General features: G+C 75.5%; 14 protein-coding genes and 2 pseudogenes. 5 read left to right on the plus strand and 11 right to left on the minus strand.

The window, feature by feature from the left end; all coding sequences use genetic code 11:
• Positions 1 to 23: 23 nt before the first annotated feature.
• Positions 24 to 872, plus strand: a complete 849-nt coding sequence (locus ACQP1P_RS20570) for a TauD/TfdA dioxygenase family protein (protein WP_433088424.1) — start codon at positions 24 to 26, stop codon at positions 870 to 872.
• A 2-nt stretch (positions 873 to 874) separates the two neighbouring features.
• Here ACQP1P_RS20570 and ACQP1P_RS20575 read toward each other — a convergent pair whose 3' ends face one another.
• The 7 genes and pseudogenes from ACQP1P_RS20575 to ACQP1P_RS20605 form a co-directional block, all read right to left on the minus strand.
• A complete protein-coding gene (locus ACQP1P_RS20575; protein ID WP_433088426.1) occupies positions 875 to 2,545 on the minus strand; it encodes a prenyltransferase in 1,671 nt (556 codons plus the stop codon).
• Entirely contained in the window at positions 2,538 to 3,503 is a 966-nt protein-coding gene (locus ACQP1P_RS20580) for a UbiA family prenyltransferase (protein WP_433088427.1), read from the minus strand. The genes ACQP1P_RS20575 and ACQP1P_RS20580 overlap by 8 nt, the downstream gene beginning before the upstream one ends.
• Positions 3,500 to 4,498 (minus strand): polyprenyl synthetase family protein, encoded by a 999-nt coding sequence (locus tag ACQP1P_RS20585; protein ID WP_433088429.1) that lies wholly within the window; start codon positions 4,496 to 4,498, stop codon positions 3,500 to 3,502. Before ACQP1P_RS20585 ends, ACQP1P_RS20580 begins: the two co-directional genes overlap by 4 nt.
• A 16-nt stretch (positions 4,499 to 4,514) precedes the next feature.
• Positions 4,515 to 5,486 carry a methyltransferase gene (locus tag ACQP1P_RS20590; protein WP_433088431.1) on the minus strand — a complete coding sequence of 324 codons (972 nt, stop codon included), beginning with the start codon at positions 5,484 to 5,486 and terminating at the stop codon, positions 4,515 to 4,517.
• On the minus strand, positions 5,480 to 6,673 hold the full coding sequence (locus tag ACQP1P_RS20595; RefSeq protein ID WP_433088433.1) for a cytochrome P450: 1,194 nt from the start codon (positions 6,671 to 6,673) through the stop codon (positions 5,480 to 5,482). The genes ACQP1P_RS20590 and ACQP1P_RS20595 overlap by 7 nt, the downstream gene beginning before the upstream one ends.
• Positions 6,674 to 6,893: 220 nt before the next feature.
• Positions 6,894 to 7,196 carry a hypothetical protein gene (locus tag ACQP1P_RS20600; protein ID WP_433088435.1) on the minus strand — a complete coding sequence of 101 codons (303 nt, stop codon included), beginning with the start codon at positions 7,194 to 7,196 and terminating at the stop codon, positions 6,894 to 6,896.
• A 200-nt stretch (positions 7,197 to 7,396) separates the two neighbouring features.
• Positions 7,397 to 8,961, minus strand: a pseudogene (locus ACQP1P_RS20605) (MFS transporter).
• Between ACQP1P_RS20605 and ACQP1P_RS20610 the strand changes: the two are divergent.
• Entirely contained in the window at positions 8,951 to 9,577 is a 627-nt protein-coding gene (locus tag ACQP1P_RS20610; RefSeq protein ID WP_433088437.1) for a TetR/AcrR family transcriptional regulator, read from the plus strand. The pseudogene ACQP1P_RS20605 and the gene ACQP1P_RS20610 overlap by 11 nt on opposite strands.
• A 13-nt stretch (positions 9,578 to 9,590) precedes the next feature.
• On the opposite strand, the gene ACQP1P_RS20615 is transcribed toward ACQP1P_RS20610, so the two are convergent.
• Positions 9,591 to 10,799: a M20 metallopeptidase family protein gene (locus ACQP1P_RS20615; protein WP_433088439.1), complete on the minus strand. Its 1,209-nt coding sequence runs from the start codon at positions 10,797 to 10,799 to the stop codon at positions 9,591 to 9,593.
• A 76-nt stretch (positions 10,800 to 10,875) separates the two neighbouring features.
• Positions 10,876 to 11,694: a polysaccharide deacetylase family protein gene (locus ACQP1P_RS20620; protein WP_433088441.1), complete on the minus strand. Its 819-nt coding sequence runs from the start codon at positions 11,692 to 11,694 to the stop codon at positions 10,876 to 10,878.
• Positions 11,695 to 11,874: 180 nt separating this feature from the next.
• Here ACQP1P_RS20620 and ACQP1P_RS20625 point away from each other — a divergent pair, with 180 nt between their 5' ends.
• The gene (locus tag ACQP1P_RS20625) at positions 11,875 to 12,522 is read left to right on the plus strand and encodes a TetR/AcrR family transcriptional regulator (RefSeq protein ID WP_433088442.1); all 648 of its coding nucleotides are present in this window, start codon (positions 11,875 to 11,877) and stop codon (positions 12,520 to 12,522) included.
• A 3-nt stretch (positions 12,523 to 12,525) separates the two neighbouring features.
• On the opposite strand, the pseudogene ACQP1P_RS20630 reads toward ACQP1P_RS20625, so the two are convergent.
• Positions 12,526 to 12,630 (minus strand): annotated as a pseudogene (locus ACQP1P_RS20630) (XRE family transcriptional regulator); the annotation flags it as partial.
• A 328-nt stretch (positions 12,631 to 12,958) separates the two neighbouring features.
• Here ACQP1P_RS20630 and ACQP1P_RS20635 point away from each other — a divergent pair.
• Positions 12,959 to 13,390 (plus strand): VOC family protein, encoded by a 432-nt coding sequence (locus tag ACQP1P_RS20635; RefSeq protein ID WP_433088444.1) that lies wholly within the window; start codon positions 12,959 to 12,961, stop codon positions 13,388 to 13,390.
• A gap of 55 nt (positions 13,391 to 13,445) precedes the next feature.
• Here the strand turns inward: ACQP1P_RS20635 and ACQP1P_RS20640 are convergent, their stop codons facing one another.
• Positions 13,446 to 14,042: a dihydrofolate reductase family protein gene (locus tag ACQP1P_RS20640; RefSeq protein ID WP_433088446.1), complete on the minus strand. Its 597-nt coding sequence runs from the start codon at positions 14,040 to 14,042 to the stop codon at positions 13,446 to 13,448.
• A 93-nt stretch (positions 14,043 to 14,135) separates the two neighbouring features.
• Between ACQP1P_RS20640 and ACQP1P_RS20645 the strand changes: the two genes are divergently transcribed.
• Positions 14,136 to 16,916 (plus strand): ATP-binding protein, encoded by a 2,781-nt coding sequence (locus ACQP1P_RS20645; protein WP_433088449.1) that lies wholly within the window; start codon positions 14,136 to 14,138, stop codon positions 16,914 to 16,916.
• Positions 16,917 to 16,942: the final 26 nt, after the last annotated feature.

The raw sequence follows: 16,942 nt of genomic DNA on the forward strand, positions 1-16,942 counted from the left end.
CGAATGAGGACGGAACCCGCGCCATGAACATCGTCATCGAACCCGGCGCGGGCGCCCTCGGCGCCACGATCGGCGGCGTCGACCTGCAGCGGCTCACCGACGAGGAGTTCGGCGAGATCAAGCGGGCGCTGCTGGAGCACCTCGTCGTCTTCGTCCGCGGCCAGGAGCACATCTCCCCGGAGGCGCACATCGCGTTCGGCGAGCGCCTCGGCCGCGTCGAGCCGCACTCCCACCTGCAGCGGCTCGACGGGCACCCGCAGATCGTCGTCATCGACTCCGAGCGCGGCGGCAAGGTCGACGTCTGGCACACCGACATCACCTACAACCAGCACCCGCCGCTGGCCTCGGTGCTGCGGCTCGTGCGGGTGCCGGGCCGGGGCGGCGACACCATGTGGAGCAACCAGTACCTGGCCTACGAGCGGCTGTCCGCGCCGATCCGCGACCTGCTCGACGGGCTGACCGCGATCCACAGCCAGCCCGGCAACGAGACCACCCGGCGGGCCGAGCACCCGGTCGTGCGCGTGCATCCGGAGACCGGGCGCAAGGCCCTGTACGTCAACCGCCTGTTCACCTCGCACATCCCGCAGCTGAGCCGCGGGGAGAGCGACGCCCTGCTCGAGTTCCTGTTCGCCTTCGCCGAACGCCCGGAGCTGACGTGCCGGCACCGGTGGCGGCCCGGCGACATCGCGGTCTGGGACAACCGCGTCACCCAGCACTACGCGCTCAACGACTACGACGAGCGCCGGGTCGGCCAGCGGGTCACGGTCTTCGCGGACGAGCCGAAGGGCGGCCCGGCCCGCTGGCCCGTCTACCGCCCGGCCCCCGGCCAGCGGTACTGGCCGTCGCGGGTCAACGCGCGCGAGCAGTACTGAGCTCATGCCGGACCCCCGGCGCCCCCGGCCGCCGCGGCGAGGGCCCGCAGCGCGAGACCGCGGGTGATCGCGCCGTTCGGGTAGTACATGTGGTGGCGGATGTAGGCGCAGACCCGGCTCGCGGGCCAGCCGCCGTCCGGGCGCTGGGCGTCCAGCAGCCAGTCGGTGCCGCGCCGGATCGCGTCGGAGCCGGGGTCGACGCCGGCCGCGAGCAGCGCCGGCAGCGCCCACGCGGTCTCCTCCACGGTGCCGGCCGAACCGTCGCCCGCGCCCCAGGAGCCGTCCGCGCACTGGGTGGACAGCAGCCACCCGGCGGCGGCCAGCGCCACGGGACCGCCGCCGCGCCCGGCCATCGCGAGCGCGCCGAGCACCATCGCCGTGCCGGAGGTGTGGTCGCGGTACCACAGATTCTCGAACGTGCCGTCCGACGCCTGCCGGCTCTCCAGCCAGTCCACGGCCGCCCGCACCGCGGGGTCACCGGCCGGCCGGCCGGACTCGAGCAGCGCGACGACGCCCTGGGCGGTGATGGCCGGGCAGGGGCCGTCGTTGGCGAGCCGGGTGTCGCGCACCCACAGGCTCCACGAGCCGCGGGCGTCCTGGCGGCCGACCAGCCAGGCGAGCCCGTCGCGCAGCACCGCGTCCTCGTCACGGCCGGGGAGGCCGGCCAGCGCGGTCAGGATCTCGGCGGACTCCAGCGTGACCGGCCAGCCGTGCGCGTCGGAGAAGCTCCACCCGCCGGCCGGGCAGTCCAGCACCGTGAAGGCGTCGCGCTGCCGGGTGCGGTGGAAGAGGTCGCGGGTGCGGGCCAGCCGGGGGTCGGCGCCGTAGCCCGCGGCGATCAGCCCGGTCGACGCGAACGCCGAGCGGGTCAGGTCCAGGTTGGCCACGGCGTCCCAGGAGCCGTCGGGCCGCACCGACCGGCGCAGGAACCCGGCGATCGCGGCGACGATGTCCGGGGCCAGCCCCGCGTGCGCGAGGCCGAGGCACACCAGCGCGGCCGGCCACGGGTCGGCGCTGAACGCGCCGGTGCGGCGCTCGTGGTCGTGCACCGCCGCGAGCAGGCGCAGCGCGGCGGGCACGGCCGCCCGGTTGGTCAGGCGGCGCACCGGACCGGGCGGGTCCACGGCGGCCTGCATCAGGGCCAGCCCGACGAACGGCGCGGTCCGGAACGAGATCCGTCGCCGGCGCACCGGGTCGGCCAGCACCACCTCGAGCGGGAGGCGGCGCAGGCTCGCCGCCGGGGCGAACCCGGCGAGCACCTGGAACTGCCCGCAGAGGTGCGCGACCGCCGGATCGGTCACCGCCCCGACCCCGCCGAGCGCGGCCAGCGCGGCCCGCCCGGCCTCGACCGCGGCGGCGCTGGTATCCGGCGCGACGATGTGCAGGGCCGCCGCCGCGACGGAGGTCGCGACCGCCTCGCTGCCGGCGCCGACGACGCCGCCCCAGCCGCCGTCGTCGTGCTGCACGCCGCGCAGCCAGGCCGCCCCGGCCGCGACCAGCTCGGCCGAGCCGGACGGGTCCGCGGCCCGCAGCGCGGTGATCGCGCCCGCGGTGCCCAGGATCGAGGCGGGCGGGTCGTCGCCGAACGCGCCGTCGTCGCGCTGCCGGCCGAACAGCTCCTCGGCGCCGGCGGCGATGGCCCGGCGGACGCGTTGCCGGCGCTGGTCAGACATCGGCCGTCCTTTCCGCGGGCCGCTCGGCCGGGCCCAGCTCGTACCATGTCCGCATTCGCCGCTGCGTCCACCAGGTCAGCGCGGCCATCGGCACGAGCAGGGCCACGGCCGCCGTCGCGCCGAGCCCGAGCGCGACGACGGTGGCGGCCAGGCCCAGCCGCTCCAGCACCAGCACCTCGTGGGCGCGCAGGGCGACCCGAACCGGCAGCGCCCGGCGCCGGGCGACCAGCGGGGCGAGCGCGACCGCGCCGGCGGCCGCGACGGCGGCCAGCGGCACCAGGTGCCCCGGCCCCGCGCCGGCGGCGGCCGCGACCAGGGCCGCGGCGTAGCAGGCGACCGAGGTCCACACCGCGGCCGGGGTCCCGTGCCGCACGGGGAGGGTCCGGTAGCCGCCGGCCGCGTCCCCGGCCACGTCGCGCAGGGTGCCGACCAGGTTCGACGCGCAGTCGTGCAGCCAGAACGCGACCGCGAACACGAGCACCCGCCGGTCGAACATCGGCACGACGGCGGCGCCGAACAGCAGGGTGAGCGCCCCGAGCAGGCCGCGGACGAGGTTGCCGCCCAGCCCGGACGCCTTGAGGTGCAGGCCGTAGGCGACGACGGCGGCGACCGCGCACGCGGCCACGACCGCGGTCGGCCAGCCGCCGACGACGGCCAGTACCGCGACGGCGAGCATCGCCGTGCTGCCCCACACGAGCGCCGTGCGCGCGGGGAGGCGGCCGGACGGGATCGGCCGGTGCGGCTTGCTGACGGCGTCGAGGTCGCGGTCGAACCAGTCGCTGAGGTAGTGCCCGCCGAGCCAGCCCAGCGTGGGGATGGCCCACGCGACGACCAGCCACAGCGGCCGGCGCTCCCCGGCCAGCCCGGCGCCGGCCAGCCCGAGCAGGCCGACGTACCACACGGTGTACGGCCGCCAGGTCTGCACGTGCGCGAGCACCGCGGTGCGCAGGCGCCTCATCGCCCGGCTCCCGCGGCCCAGGCGGCCGCCGACGCCAGCAGGTCGCGGCTCGCCGACGGCTCGAGCGTGTCCAGCCGGGCGAGCGCCTGCTCCCCGTAGCCGGCGGCCCGCGCCCGGGCCCGGTCCAGCCCGCCGGTGGCGACGAGCATGGCGCGGAACTCGGCGAGCTCGCCCGGGCCGGCCGAACGCCGGGCCAGGGCGGCCGCGAGCCGGCGGCGGGTGGCCGGGTCGGCGGCCTCGTAGGCGAGCAGCACCGGCAGGGTCGGCCGGCCGTTGGCCAGATCGCTGGTCGCGGGCTTGCCCGTGGCCTCGGGCCCGAGCGTGCACGCGAGCACGTCGTCGCGGATCTGGAAGGCGATGCCGAGCAGTTCGCCGTACTCCCCGAGCCGGTCGGCCCGCCCGGCGTCCGCGCCGCCGAGCAGCGCCCCGATCCGGCACGCCGCCCGGAACAGCGCGCCGGTCTTCAGCGCCGCCACGGTCAGGTACGCCTCGACGCCGGCCGCGGGGTCCCCGGCCAGCCGGGCCTCGAGCACCTGGCCGCGGCACAGGCTCGACCCCGCGGCGGCGAGTGCCGTGGCGGCGGCCGTCGCGGCACTCGCCGGGCGGCACTCGCCGATGGCCGAGAACGCGGCGAAGATCAGGTGGTCGCCCGCGACGATGGCGTCGGGCAGCCCGTGCGCGGCGTGCAGCGCCGGGCGCGACCGCCGCACGTCGTCGGCGTCGATGATGTCGTCGTGCACCAGCGTCGCGACGTGCAGGTACTCCAGGGCGAGCGCCGCCGGCACCACGTCGTCGGCGACGCCGCCCACCGCCTCGGCGCAGGCGAGGGCCAGCAGCGGGCGCAGCAGCTTGCCCGGCGGCAGCAGCGCGTAGCGCGCCAGCGCGTCCAGTTCGTCGGCGCCGGCGGGCCAGCGCCGGTGCAGCTCGTCGCGGAGCCGCCGCTCGAACGCGGGCTGCTCCGGACGGCCGGAGTTCGCGTGAGCGAGCATCGTCATGCAGCGCACCTCCGCCTCATCGGACGCACTCGAGCAGCACCAGCCCGCCGTCGCCGTGCAGCGTCCGGGCGAGCGTGAGACCGGCGCGGCGGGCGAGCCGGTCGAAGTCGGCGACGCCGCGGGCCCGGCCCCCGACGGTGACGAGCATGTTCAGGTCGTAGTGCGGGCCGGTGCGCAGGACTTCCACGATGAGCACCCGTCCGGCGGCCGCGGCGCAGTGGCCGAGAATGGCGCGGGCGGCCTCGTCGGGCCAGTCGGACAGCACCCGGGAGACCACCGCGACGTCCGCGGCGCACGGCAGGGGTTCGAAGAAGCTCGCGGCCGTGAACCTCGCCCGGTCGCCGACGCCCAGCTCGGCGAAGGTCGCCGCGGCCGCCGGCGCGGAGGCGGGGCGATCCAGCAGGACACCGCGCAGATGCCCGTGCTTCGCCAGCACCTCGGCCAGCAGTCCGCCGTTGCCCCCGCCGACGTCCATGACCTCGCCGACCCCGGACCAGTCGTAGAGGCGGGCGACCTCGGGCGCGGTGCGCCGCTGCTCGGCCCGCATCAGCTCGTCGAAGACGCGGCGGTGGGCGGGGTCGGCGTCGGTGTCCTCCCACAGCGTGCGCCCGTGTACGGCGGCGTACCCGGGCTCGCCGGTGCGCACCGCGTGCAGCAGCCCGGCGTAGGCCAGGTCCATGCGGAACCCGAGCCCGTCGAGGTCCAGCCACTCCCGCCGGCCGCTGCCGCACAGCAGCCGCCCCACCTCGGTCAGCTCGAAGCGCTCCGGCTCCGGCTGGGCGAGGACGCCTCGGCCGGTGAGGTAGCGCAGCAGCTGCCCGAGCGCATCGGCGTCGGTGTCCGTGGCCGCCGCGAGCTCGGCGGGCGAGCGCAGGCCGGCCGCGATCAGGTCCGCCAGCCGCAGGGTGGCCGCGACGCGGACGGCGTACGGGCCGCCCAGGTCCGCCAGGTCCCGCAGCCGCTCGGCCGGGCCGCCGGCGCTCACCATGCGATCGGGAACGCGGACAGCCCGCAGTTGATCCGCTCGTGCCGCCAGGGCAGCTCGTCGATCGGCACCCCCGGGCGCAGCGTCGGGAAGCGCCGCAGCAGCGAGCCGATCGCCGTCTCGATCTCGACCCGGCCCAGCGCGGCGCCGAGGCAGAAGTGCGGGCCCACCCCGAACGTGATGTGCGGATTGGGGGACCGGTCGATGTCCAGCTCGCCCGGGCGCGGGAACTTCCCGGGGTCGCGGTTCGCCGCCCACGGCAACGGCATCACCACGTCACCCGGGCGCAGCGCGACGCCGCCGAGCTCGACGGGCGCCATGACCGTCTGTTCGAGGAACGTCGGACTGAGGGAGGTGTACCGCAGCAGCTCGTCGACCGCCGCCGGCAGCCGGGCGGGCTCGTCCCGCAGCCGCTCCATCACCTGCGGATGCTGGAACAGCGCCCGCATCCCCGCGCTGATCGAGCCGATCTCCCGGCCGCCGACGAGCACGGTGACGGCCAGCCCGACGATCTCCTCGTCGGTCAGTGAGGGGTCCTCGGCCTGCGCCTCGGCCCACGCCGACAACAGGTCCGGCCCGGGCGCCGCCCGCTTCTCGGCGAGCCGCTGCCGCAGGTAGGCGCGCATCGCGATGGTGGGGTCGGCGGTCTCGGTCGCGGCGTGGGTGTTCACCGCCATGAGCGCCCGGTCCCACTCGGCGAACCGCTCGCGGTCGGCGGCCGGCACCCCGAGCAGCTCGCAGATGACGATCGCGGGCAGCGGTACCACGAGATCGGCCACGAGGTCGCCGGGGCTGCCCCGCCGCTGCATCGCGTCCAGCAGCTCGTCGGTGATCGCCTGGATGCGCGGGCGGTACGCGTCGATCCGCCGCGCGGTGAAGGCGCGCCCGGCCAGGCGCCGCAGCTCGGTGTGGGCCGGCCCGTCCATGCTCAGGTCGCGCACCGGGCAGCCGGCCTCGGCCGCGGAGCCGGTGTCGTAGGCCCCGCCGCGGCGGCGGAACCGGACGTCGGTCATCACCGTGCTCACCTCGTCGTAGCCGAGCACCAGCCAGACCAGCCGGCCGTCGGGGAGCCGGACCCGGCTCACCTTGTCGTGCTCGACCATGCGCAGCAGCTCGCCGGGCAGATCGCCGCGAAAGACCTCGAACGGATACTCCCGCACCTCGGGGTGCGCTGTCGCACTGTCGCTCATGGCGTCCTCGCACAGGCCTATTCGAGATGGCCACCGTCGACGCATTGACTGACGTCAACGAAAAATTGCGTCTTCGGCGCCGCCTGAGATGCACCAGAGCGTAGATGGAGAGATCGAGGTTCGTAAAGATCTCACAGTGCTATCGGGTATTCGGCGGGGAATGTCCAGAGCGGCGAATGGCGATGATTCACGGTCCTGCCGCGCCGGCTGCGGGCGATGCCTACGCGCCGGCGTCGTGGTAGAAGACGCCCGATTGGGGATGCTGCGAGATCCGCGCGAGCGCCTCGTTGACCTCGAAGGCGTACCACTCCGTGTATCCGCACGCGGTGCAGATCCACACCTCGAAGCGTCCGGCCTCGAGGCGCCGGCGCAGCTCCGCCCCGGCCGCCGCGCCGGAGTGCAGCCGGGAGACGCCCGGCAGCGGCAGGACGACGTTGCTGCTGTCGTTGTCGGGAATCATGAAGGGGTTGACCTGCCACAGGCGCGGGCACTGGCACTTCACGCAATGACGGCTCGTACGCATGGCGTCAGGGTAGATGCCGCCTACGGGACCGGGCCGGTGGCGGCGCGCACCAACCGGCCGGCTCGGGGGGCACCTGGAGCACCACCTCGTTCACCGCCCCGCGGTCCGGCGGCGGCCGGGTCACGGTCCGGGCCACCACCGCCGGCGCCAACGGGGCGAACATCCACCGCCCGGCCATCGGCCGAGCGGCGGCGACGTGCTCAGCGCCGGACCGGGACCTCCAGCCCGGCGGCGCCGAGCACGTCGTCGGCCTCCACCTCGGCCACGGTGAGCGGGACCGGCCGGGCCCGCGGCAGGGCCCAGCCGACCACGACGGCGGCGATCGCGGCCAGCACCGCGCCGATCACGAAGACGGTCACGAACTGCGCCTCCCGGGGCAGCGGGACCGGGCCCGGGATCGGGTTGCGGGTCATCATGGTGACCACGAACGCGGTGCCCAGCGACATGCCGACCGAGCGGGCGATCGAGTTCACGCTGTTGGCGATCCCGGTCTCGGCCGGCTCGACGTGGGCGATGAGGAGCGCGGGCAGGGCCGCGTAGCCGAACGTGACCGCCGTGTTGACCACCAGGGCCCCCACGATGACCTCCCACGTCGCCGAGTGCAGCACCGCGAGCATCGCGAAGCCGGCGCCGGCCAGGACCGCCGCGATCACCAGCGTCGGCTTCGCGCCGAACCGGGCGACCAGCCGGCCGCCGAGCGGCGCGGTGATCACGCCGCCGGCCGTGCCCGGCAGCAGGTAGACCAGGCTGGCGGCGAGCACCGAGGCGCCGAAGCCGTAGCCGGCGACCGCGTGCGGCGTCTGCACCAGCGCGGAGACGGCGAGGAAGACGGCGAACATCGCGAAGCCGAGGAACAGGCCGGCCGCGTTGGCCACCACGATCGGGCGGTGGCTGAGCATCCGCGGACTGACCAGCGGGTGCCTGACCCGCCGCTCGAACAGGACGAAGACGGCCAGCACCACGACGGCGGCGGCCAGCGAGCCGAGCACCCGGGCCGAGCCCCAGCCCCAGCCGTTGCCCTCCTCCAGCGGCAGGAGCAGCAGCACCAGGCCGAGCCCGAGCAGCGCGGCGCCGGCCCAGTCGAGGCGGCCGGTCGCCGCGCCCGGGCGGCGGGGCAGCCGCCAGACGCCGGCCAGGCCGACCGCGGTCAGCGCCGTGGAGAGCCAGAACAGCTCGTGGTAGTTGCCGCCGTGGCGCATCAGCAGCCCGGTCACCACGAGGCCGAACCCGGCGCCGATCGAGAGCATGCCGCTGACCAGGGCCATCGCGCCGGTCAGCCGCTGTGGCGGCACCCCTCGCGCAGCACGCCGATGGCCAGAGGGAAGAGCCCGAAGCTGGCCGCCTGGGCGACCCGGCCGGCGAGCAGCAGCGCAAGGCTGGAGGTGGTGGCGGCGAGCACCGAGCCGAGCAGCACCAGGCTCAGCACGCCGAGCATCACCGGGCGGCGGCCGTACAGGTCGCCGAGCCGGCCGAGCATCGGGGTGAACACCGCGGCGGCGAGCAGGTTGGCGGTCACCACCCAGCAGGCCGCGCTGGTCGAGACGCCGAGATCGGCGCGGATGTCGGCGACGACCGGGACGACCAGGGTCTGCAGCGCCGAGACGAGCAGCACCACGTAGCAGGCGACGGGCAGTGCGAGGCGCGTTCTGAGGATCACCGCCCGAACGTAGACGCGTCGCCCAGGATTTTCAACACGGTGTCGAAAATAAAGGATGCGGTGTCGATTACACTCGGCGGACGGTACAGTCGACGCCGTGCCAGCCATCAAGAGCCGCCGCGCTCCCACCAAGGGCGACCAGCGGGAGCAGGCCCTGGTCGACGCCGCCCGGGACGTGTTCCGGGACAAGCCGATCAGTCAGGTCACGATCGACGACCTGGCGGGGGCGGCCGGCATCGCGCGGTCCGGCTTCTACTTCTACTTCGAGTCCAAGCAGGCGCTGCTCGCCGCGCTCGTCGACCAGCGGCTCGCCGAGGCCGACCTGGAGATGGCCGAGTGGCTCGCCTCCGACGGGCTCGACCGGGGCGCGCTGCGCCGGGGCCTCGCCGCGGGGCTGGCCCGCTGGAAGGTCGACGGGCGCTGGCTGCGGGAGGCCTTCATCACCCCCGACCCCGGCCCCGAGGTGCGGCACGTCCGCGACCGGCTGCTGGACGAGGGCTGCACGCTGTTCAGCAAGCGCATCGAGCGCGACGCGCGGGCGGGCCGGACGGTCGTCGGCCCGCCCGACCTGCTCGCCAAGATGGCCATGCACCTGCGCAGCATGACGTTCGCCGACGCCTACGCCGACCCGGGCGCCTACGACGAGGACGAACTGCTCGACACCCTCACCGACGCGATCCTGCGCCTCGTCTACGGCGCGACCCCCGGCAGCGTCAAGGGCTGAGCCGGCCGGGTCGTCAGTCGTGCGGCCCGTGGGCGCGGGCGGTGCGGTGGGCCAGCCAGCCCGACATCGCGCGGACGCCGCGGGCGATGGCGCGCTCGTCCGGGTCGAACGCCCCGAAGTGCGGGTACGCCGTCTCGATCGGCGCGCCCGGGCGGCGCACGCCGAGGAACGAGTACGTGCCCGGTATCCGCCGCAGGAACAGGCCGAAGTCCTCGCCGTTGAACGGGACCGCGGCGTGCATGACCTCGACGTGGTCGTCGCCCACGCTCCGGCGCAGGTACCGCTCCACCGCCCGGGCGCCGGCCTCGGGCACGACCATCGCCGGGAACGGCTCGGCCGGGTGGTCGACCGTCGCCGGGCCGGCCGCGGCGGCCAGGCGGTCGATGTCCTGGCGGACCGCCGTCCAGCGCGCCTCGGGCCAGCACCGGTACGACACCCGGACCTGCGCCCCGTTCGCCGACGCGTTCATGAACACGAACTCGGCCAGCGGCCCGTCCGGCGTCAGGATCTCGGCGACCAGCCGCTCCAGCTCGGCCGGGTTCGCCGGCGGGCGCACGGTGCCGAGCCCGTTGATCGCCGCGGCCAGCGACGCCGCGCGCTCGGCGGCGCCGGGCCCCTCGACGGTCACGGTCGCGTGGTCCTGGCCCGGCATGCCGGTGCCGGGCATGACCACGAAGTCGCCGAGCGGGAACGGGCCGCAGTGCAGGGCGTGGATCTCCTCCGGGCGGGTGTGCTCCAGGACGTGGTCGGCGAGCATCGCGGCCGCGCCCGTGAGCGCCTCCTCGCCGGGCTGGAACACGAAGACGACGGTGCCCGCGAGCCGTCGGCGCCCGCGCGCCAGGGCCTCGGCGACGCCCACGCCGATCGTGGTGTGGATGTCGTGCCCGCACAGGTGCGCGGGGGTGGGTCCGCCGGCGATCTGGTCCTGGGGCGGTACCGCATCCATGTCCGCGCGATAGGCGACGGTCCGGCCCCGTCCGGCCCCGCGGAGCACGCCGACGACGCCGTGGCCGCCGATGCCCGTGGTGACGTCGAGGCCCGCGTGGCGCAGGCGGCGCGCGACCACGGCCGCGGTGTAGCGCTCCTCCCCGGCGGTCTCGGGATGGCGGTGCAGATCGCGGCGCAGCTCGATGAGATCGTCCGGCTCGTCCACGACGCCGAGCATAGGGACGAACGCCGATGCGGTGGTGGCCCGCAGGAGGGTGCGACGGCTGATTGGCATGCGCTCAGCCTGTCGAACTTCGGACTGGCGCACAGTACCGGTGACCCCCGTGCGTCGAGGAGGGTCAGCCCCACCGCTACAGTCCCGAGACGGGCAGGCCCTCCAGCGTGAAGCGCTCCTGGAGCCAGGGCAGCAGGTACTGGTACGCCGTGATCGTGTTCGGCTGCCCGTTGTCGTGCGACAGCACGATCGAGCCCGGCCGCGTGTGCCGCTGCACCTCGTTCACCACGCGCGAGATGTGCGCCGAGGCGTTGCTGTCGTGCGTGTGCTCCCAGTCGCGCGGGTCCACGTCCCAGTAGATCGAATCCATGCCGAGCGAGCGCGCCTTGGCCACGAGCGCGGGCGTGAAGTTGCCGCCGGGTGCGCGGAAGTACCGGATCGGCGCGTCGGCCCCGACCGCCGCGTGGATCATGTCGTTGGTGTGCTTGAGGTCCCAGTCGATGTACGCGTCGTCGCGCTGGGCGAGGTTCAGCAGGTGCTGCCACGAGTGGTTGCACAGCGTGTGCCCGTCGGCGTAGATGGCCCGCACGAGGTCGGGCCGGTCGCGGACCCGGAAGCCGACCATGCAGAACGTGGCGTGGATGTGCCGCTCCCGCAGCAGGGCCAGCAGCTTCGGGGTGTTGATCGGGTCCGGCCCGTCGTCGAAGGTCAGCGCGACCGACTGGCTGCGGGTGGTGAGGAACGAGCCGACCGGCCCGTCGCCGTCGTGGAACACCGGCGGGGCCGACGGGCTCGCCGAGGGCGTGGGGGACGGGGGCGCGACGGCCACCGGGGTCGCGGGAACCGCGGGGGCCGAAGGGCTCGCGGCCGGGCTCACGCGGTTGCTGTCGCGGGCGGTGGTGCCGAGCAGGAGCAGTACCGCGGCGATCAGCAGGCCGGAAGTCGCAAGGCGCACACCTACCAGACGGCCGAGGGCCGCGCCCGGGTTGCAGCGCGCCAGGGTAGTTGACTGACGTCGATCAAGCCATCGTCTATCGTGAACGTCGGCCAAGTTCGGGGGTTGCGTCGCGCGGCCCGAGAGATATCCTTCCGACCGGACGGTACGCTGAGTCGGCAGGAAGAGGGGAGGCCGTCGGTGGCCCGTACGACGTCTACACGGCCCGAGTCCACCCGCCGCCGGCAGCGCTGGCCCGGCGGCTACGACCCGGAGAACACGCGCCGGTCGCTCATCGACAGCGCCCTGGAGCTCTTCGAGCGCCAGGGCTTCGACCGCACCTCGGTGCAGGAGATCGCCGATCGGGCGCAGCTGACGAAGGGCGCGTTCTACCACCACTTCGAGAGCAAGGACGACCTGCTGCGCACGATCCAGGAGGAATACCTGGAGGCGCAGCTGACCGCGATCAAGAAGATCGAGTCCGGCAGCGACGACCCGAAGACCCGCGTGTCCGAGCTGATCCGCTTCAGCCTGACCAGCGTGGCTGAATACCGCGGCCACGTCACGATCTTCTACCAGGAGCGGCGGTACCTCACCGGCGACCTCTTCGCCGAGGTGACCCGCAAGCGGGATCTGGTCGAGGCCGCGTTCGCCGGGATGGTGGCCGACGGCGTGACGCGGGGCGCGTTCCGGGCGGACGTCGACCCGCGGATCGCGACGTTCGGGCTCGTGGGGATGTGCGCGTGGGCGTACCAATGGCTGAACGTCAGCGGCCCGCTCAGCGTGGACGAGGTCGCCCGGCAGTTCGCCGCGATGGTGCTGCAGGGCCTGGAGGCCCCGGCCGCCTGACGCTCAGAGGTGCGCGCGCTCGCCCTGGGCGCCGAAGAGCGTCAGCACCTCCGCCGGCTGGTCGCCCGCGCTGCCGATCCAGTGCGGCAGCCCGGTGTCGAGCGCCGCCGGACGAAGGACCTCGGGCCCGCATGGGCCGGCCCGGGGGGGAGAGGGCCACGCTGCTGGGCGTGCTCGAGGCTCGCGATCGCGTCGTCGGGGGACAGGCCGCACAGGTCCGTCAGGGCGAACACCGACTCCGCGCTGACGACCAGCGCGAGGTCGCGGACCAGCTGCTCGACCCCGGCGCGCCCCGCCGCGTCCCAGGCCGGCGACGCGGCGATCGGCGTCGCCCGGCGCAGGTGGACGATGATCACGGGCGCCTCGCCGCTGACGGTGCTGCACGCGGCCGCGGCCGTCGCCATCGCGTGACCAGGGCGGCCGATAAGGTTGGCCGATGACGTCGGGCAAAGAGTTCCAGGTCACCTTCGACTGCGCGGATCCCGAGCGCGTGGGCCGGTTCTGGTGTGCGGTGCTGGGCTATGCGGCACCGCCGCCGAGCGGGTTCGCCTCCTGGGACGAGTTCAACCGCTCGCGGCCGCTCGAGCGTCAGGGCGCGGGGTTCGCCTGCGTCGACCCCGCCGGTGTGGGGCCGCGGCTGTATTTCCAGCGCGTCCCCGAGGGCAAGGTCGTCAAGAACCGGGTGCACCTGGACGTGCGGGCCGGCACCGGCCTCGTGGGCGCCGAGCGGCTCGCCACCCTCGAGGCCGAGTGCGCGCGGCTGGTCGCGCTCGGCGCCGTACACCAGGAAACCCTGTATGCCGACGACTACAACGAGTCGTGCATCGTGATGCGGGACATCGAGGGCAACGAGTTCTGCCTCGACTGAGCGCCCGCGCCCGTCAGCGGCCTCGGCCACGATCAGGCGGCCGTGGCGGTCTCCCTCACTGGTTCCGGGCGCGGTCGTAGAGCAGGCACAGCGCGCCGCTCTCGGTCGCGGTGCTGTCCGCGAGCCGCCAGGAGCCCGCCGGTGCGTCGTCGAACAGGCGGGCGCCGCCGCCGACCAGCTCCGGGCACAGCGTCACGCTGAGCCGGTCGACCTCGTCGGCGTCGAGCAGCCGCCGGATGACGCTGCTGCTGGCGAGCACGATGATGTCGCCGCCGGGCTGGTCGCGCAGCTGCCGCACGGCGGTGACCGGGTCGGTGCCGGCGAGGCGGGCGTTGTCCCACTCGACCTCGGTCAGCGTCGTGGAGAAGACGACCTTCTCGACCTCGTTGAGCCAGCGGGAGAACGTGCGGTCGTCGGCGTGCGCGTTCTCGTCGTCGGCGACGGCCGGCCAGAAGCCGGCGAAGCCCTGGTAGTTCTTGCGGCCGAGCAGCGCGGTGGTGGCCGTGCCGGTCACGCGGACCATGTGGGCGCGGGCGCCCGGGCTCACGGCGTGCGGGACGATCCAGGCCATGTCGAAGTCCCCGCCCCGGCCGGCCACGCGACCGTCGAGGGAGAGGGCGATGTTGGCGACGACGCGCCGGTGCTGTGTCATGTTCGATAGGTTCTCCCGCGAGGCGGCATCGGGTCGTCGCCAGACTTGATGACATCGAGCCCGGGATTTCCCGGGATCGCGGGGAGGTGGGGCATGGCGGTCGTCAGTCCGGTGCTGGTCGGGCGCGCGGCCGAGACCGCCGTGCTGCGCTCGGCGTACGAGCGGGCGCCGGTCACCGTGCTCATCACCGGCGAGGCCGGCATCGGCAAGTCCCGCCTGGTCGGCGACGCGCTGCGGGACCTGCCCGGCGACCCGCTGGTGCTCACCGGCGCCTGCCTGGAGCTCGGCGCCGAGGGCGCACCCTACGTGCCGTTCGTCGCCGTCGTCCGTGACCTCGTGCGCCATCTCGGCCTCGACGCCGTCCGGGCGCTGCTGCCCGTCGACGGGTCCGCCCTCGGCGACTGGCTGCCCGGCCTCGGCCCGGCGCCGGCCGGCTACGCCCGGACCCGGCTGCTGGAGGAGGTTCTCGCGCTCGCCGGGCGCGTCGCCGAGGCGCGGCCGCTCGTGCTCGTGGTCGAGGACCTGCACTGGGCCGACGCGTCCACGCGGGAGCTGTTCGCGTACCTCGCCCGCAACGCCGCCGGGTCCGTCCTGCTGGTCGGCACGTCACGCGCCGGCGGCACCCCGGACCGGCGCCTGCTCGCCGAGCTCGGGCGCCGACCCGACGTCGTGCGGCTGCCGCTCGAGCCGCTCGCCGCGCCGCAGGTCGCCGAGCTGCTCGCGGCCATCGACGGCCGCCCGCCCGAGCCCGAGCGCGTCCGCCGCATCCACGGGCGCAGCGGCGGCAACCCGCTGTTCGTGGAGGCGCTCAGCGAGGCGGGCGAGGCCCCGGCCTCCCTGCGCGAACTGCTGCTCGCCCGCGTCGCGGACCTGCCGGAGCCCCTCGGCGAGCTGCTGTCCGCGTTGGCCGTTTCCGGCGGCGGTACGGTCGAATCGGTGCTCGAATCCGTCACCGCCCTCCCGCCCGTCCAGCTCGGCCGCGCCCTGCACGATCTCGCCGAGCGGCGCCTGGTGTCGGCGCGCGACGAGCGGTACGAAATCCGGCACGACGTTCTTCGCGAGGCGGTCCACGACGCGCTCCTGCCGGGGGAGCGGCGGCGGTTGCATCGCCGGTTCGCGGTCGCGCTGGCGGATCACGAGCCCGACGGGGCCGCGCTCGCCGAGCACTGGACCGCGGCCGGGGAGCCCGCCGCCGCCCTGCCGGCCGCGTGGCGCGCCGCCGCCCGGGCCGAGCGCCAGCACGCCCACGACGAACGGCTGCACCTGCTCGGCCTGATCCTGCGGCAGTGGGACCCCGCCGGCCCGGCAGCCGCCGAGACCGGCCTCGAGCGCGGCGACGTCCTCGAGCAGGCCGCCCGGGCGGCGTTCGCGGCGGGCCGCTCCGCCCGCGGCATCGCCCTGGCCACGGACGCCCTCGACGAGCTCGACCGGGCCGCCGAGCCGGATCGGGCGGCGCGGCTGCTCGGTTTGCGCGGGCGGTTGCGGCAGCGCGTCGACGGCACCGGCGCCGACGACCTCGCGGCCGCGGTGGCGCTCCTGCCGCCGGGCGCCCCGCCGGGCCTGCGCGCGGAGCTGCTGTCGGCCCTCGCGTTCGTCGGCATCGGCGGCCACCGGTCGGGCGAGAGCCGGGCGGCGGCCACCGAGGCCCTGCGCATCGCCGACGAGCTCGACGAGGACGCGTTGCGGGCCCCGGCACTGCTCGTGCTGGCCACCCTGCGCGGCGACCGAGGCGACTTCGCCGCCGCCCGCCGCCTCGCCCGGCAGGCCGGCGACGAGCACACCTACCTGACCACGTTCCAGTGGGAGGCGCTGCGGCTCGGCGCCGACGGCCGGTACGCCGACGCGGCCGACCTGGCGCAGGAGGGCCGGGCGGCGGCCGAACGCCTCGGCCACGCCCGCTCCCGCGGCACCATGCTCGCCAAGGCGCAGGCGGAGAATCTGGAGGCGCTGGGCCGCTGGGACGAGGCCATGGCGATCGTCGAGGACGCGCTCGCGGAGGGGCCGCCGCCGCTGTACGCCGCGGCCCTGCGCCTGGTCGCCGCCCGCATCGCCGCCGCCCGCGGCCGGACCGACCGCCTCGAGGTGCTGCTGCGCCAGCTGGTCGAGTTCGCCACGCACGCGGCCGGGGCCGAGGAGCTGAAGGCCGACATCGCCGTCCAGCGCCTCGAGTGGGCCTCGGGGCGGGGCGAGTACGAGGCGGCCGACGACATCCTGGCCGAGCACCTCCCGGCGGCCCGGGAGTCGTGGATGCCGCCCCAGGCCGTGCGCCTCGCCGTGGCCGGCGCGCGGCTGCAGCGGGCCCGGCGCGCCGCGGCCCCGCGCAACCGCCGGGTCGCCGACGCGGTCGCGGCCCGCCTCGCCGAGCTCAGCGCGCTGTCCGCGCACGGGCTGGACGCCCATCGCCTCACCGTCGCGGCGATGACCGCCGACGAGCTGCCGGCCTGGGACCGGGCGGCCGCGGCGTGGCGGGAGCTGGGCCAGCGCCACGAGACCGCGCTGGTGCTGGCCGACGCCGCGGCCCGCGCGCTGGCGTCGAACAACCGGCCCGGGGCCCGCTCCCGGCTGGCCGAGGCGCGTGCGATCGCCACCGACCTCGGCGCCGCGCCGCTGCTGGCGCGCCTCGACGACCTGGCCCACCGCGGCCGGCTCGACGGCGCCCCGGCCGAGCCGGCGCCGGGCGGCTTCGGCCTGACCGCCCGCGAGCTGGACGTGCTGCGCGTGCTGGCCCGCGGCCGCTCCAACGCCGAGATCGCCGCGGAGCTGTTCGTGAGCGTGCACACGGTGAACACGCATGTCGCGCGGATCCTGGCGAAGCTCGGCGTCGCGACCCGTACCGAGGCCGCCGGCCGGGCCCTCGAACACGGCCTTCGGTGACGGTCTGCGGTGGCGGTCTCAGCCGC

The sequence above is a fragment of the Dactylosporangium sp. CA-052675 genome (assembly GCF_050947935.1).
GTDB lineage: Bacteria > Actinomycetota > Actinomycetes > Mycobacteriales > Micromonosporaceae > Dactylosporangium.

Bases quoted from the DNA above. Each gene is read 5' to 3' on its own strand.
- ACQP1P_RS20585 (WP_433088429.1), bottom strand. From the start codon at position 4,498: ATGACGATGCTCGCTCACGCGAACTCCGGCCGTCCGGAGCAGCCCGCG.
- ACQP1P_RS20575 (WP_433088426.1), bottom strand. From the start codon at position 2,545: ATGTCTGACCAGCGCCGGCAACGCGTCCGCCGGGCCATCGCCGCCGGC.
- ACQP1P_RS20580 (WP_433088427.1), bottom strand. From the start codon at position 3,503: ATGAGGCGCCTGCGCACCGCGGTGCTCGCGCACGTGCAGACCTGGCGG.
- ACQP1P_RS20640 (WP_433088446.1), bottom strand. From the start codon at position 14,042: ATGACACAGCACCGGCGCGTCGTCGCCAACATCGCCCTCTCCCTCGAC.
- ACQP1P_RS20600 (WP_433088435.1), bottom strand. From the start codon at position 7,196: ATGCGTACGAGCCGTCATTGCGTGAAGTGCCAGTGCCCGCGCCTGTGG.
- ACQP1P_RS20645 (WP_433088449.1), top strand. From the start codon at position 14,136: ATGGCGGTCGTCAGTCCGGTGCTGGTCGGGCGCGCGGCCGAGACCGCC.
- ACQP1P_RS20570 (WP_433088424.1), top strand. From the start codon at position 24: ATGAACATCGTCATCGAACCCGGCGCGGGCGCCCTCGGCGCCACGATC.
- ACQP1P_RS20590 (WP_433088431.1), bottom strand. From the start codon at position 5,486: ATGGTGAGCGCCGGCGGCCCGGCCGAGCGGCTGCGGGACCTGGCGGAC.
- ACQP1P_RS20615 (WP_433088439.1), bottom strand. From the start codon at position 10,799: ATGCCAATCAGCCGTCGCACCCTCCTGCGGGCCACCACCGCATCGGCG.
- ACQP1P_RS20595 (WP_433088433.1), bottom strand. From the start codon at position 6,673: ATGAGCGACAGTGCGACAGCGCACCCCGAGGTGCGGGAGTATCCGTTC.
- ACQP1P_RS20635 (WP_433088444.1), top strand. From the start codon at position 12,959: ATGACGTCGGGCAAAGAGTTCCAGGTCACCTTCGACTGCGCGGATCCC.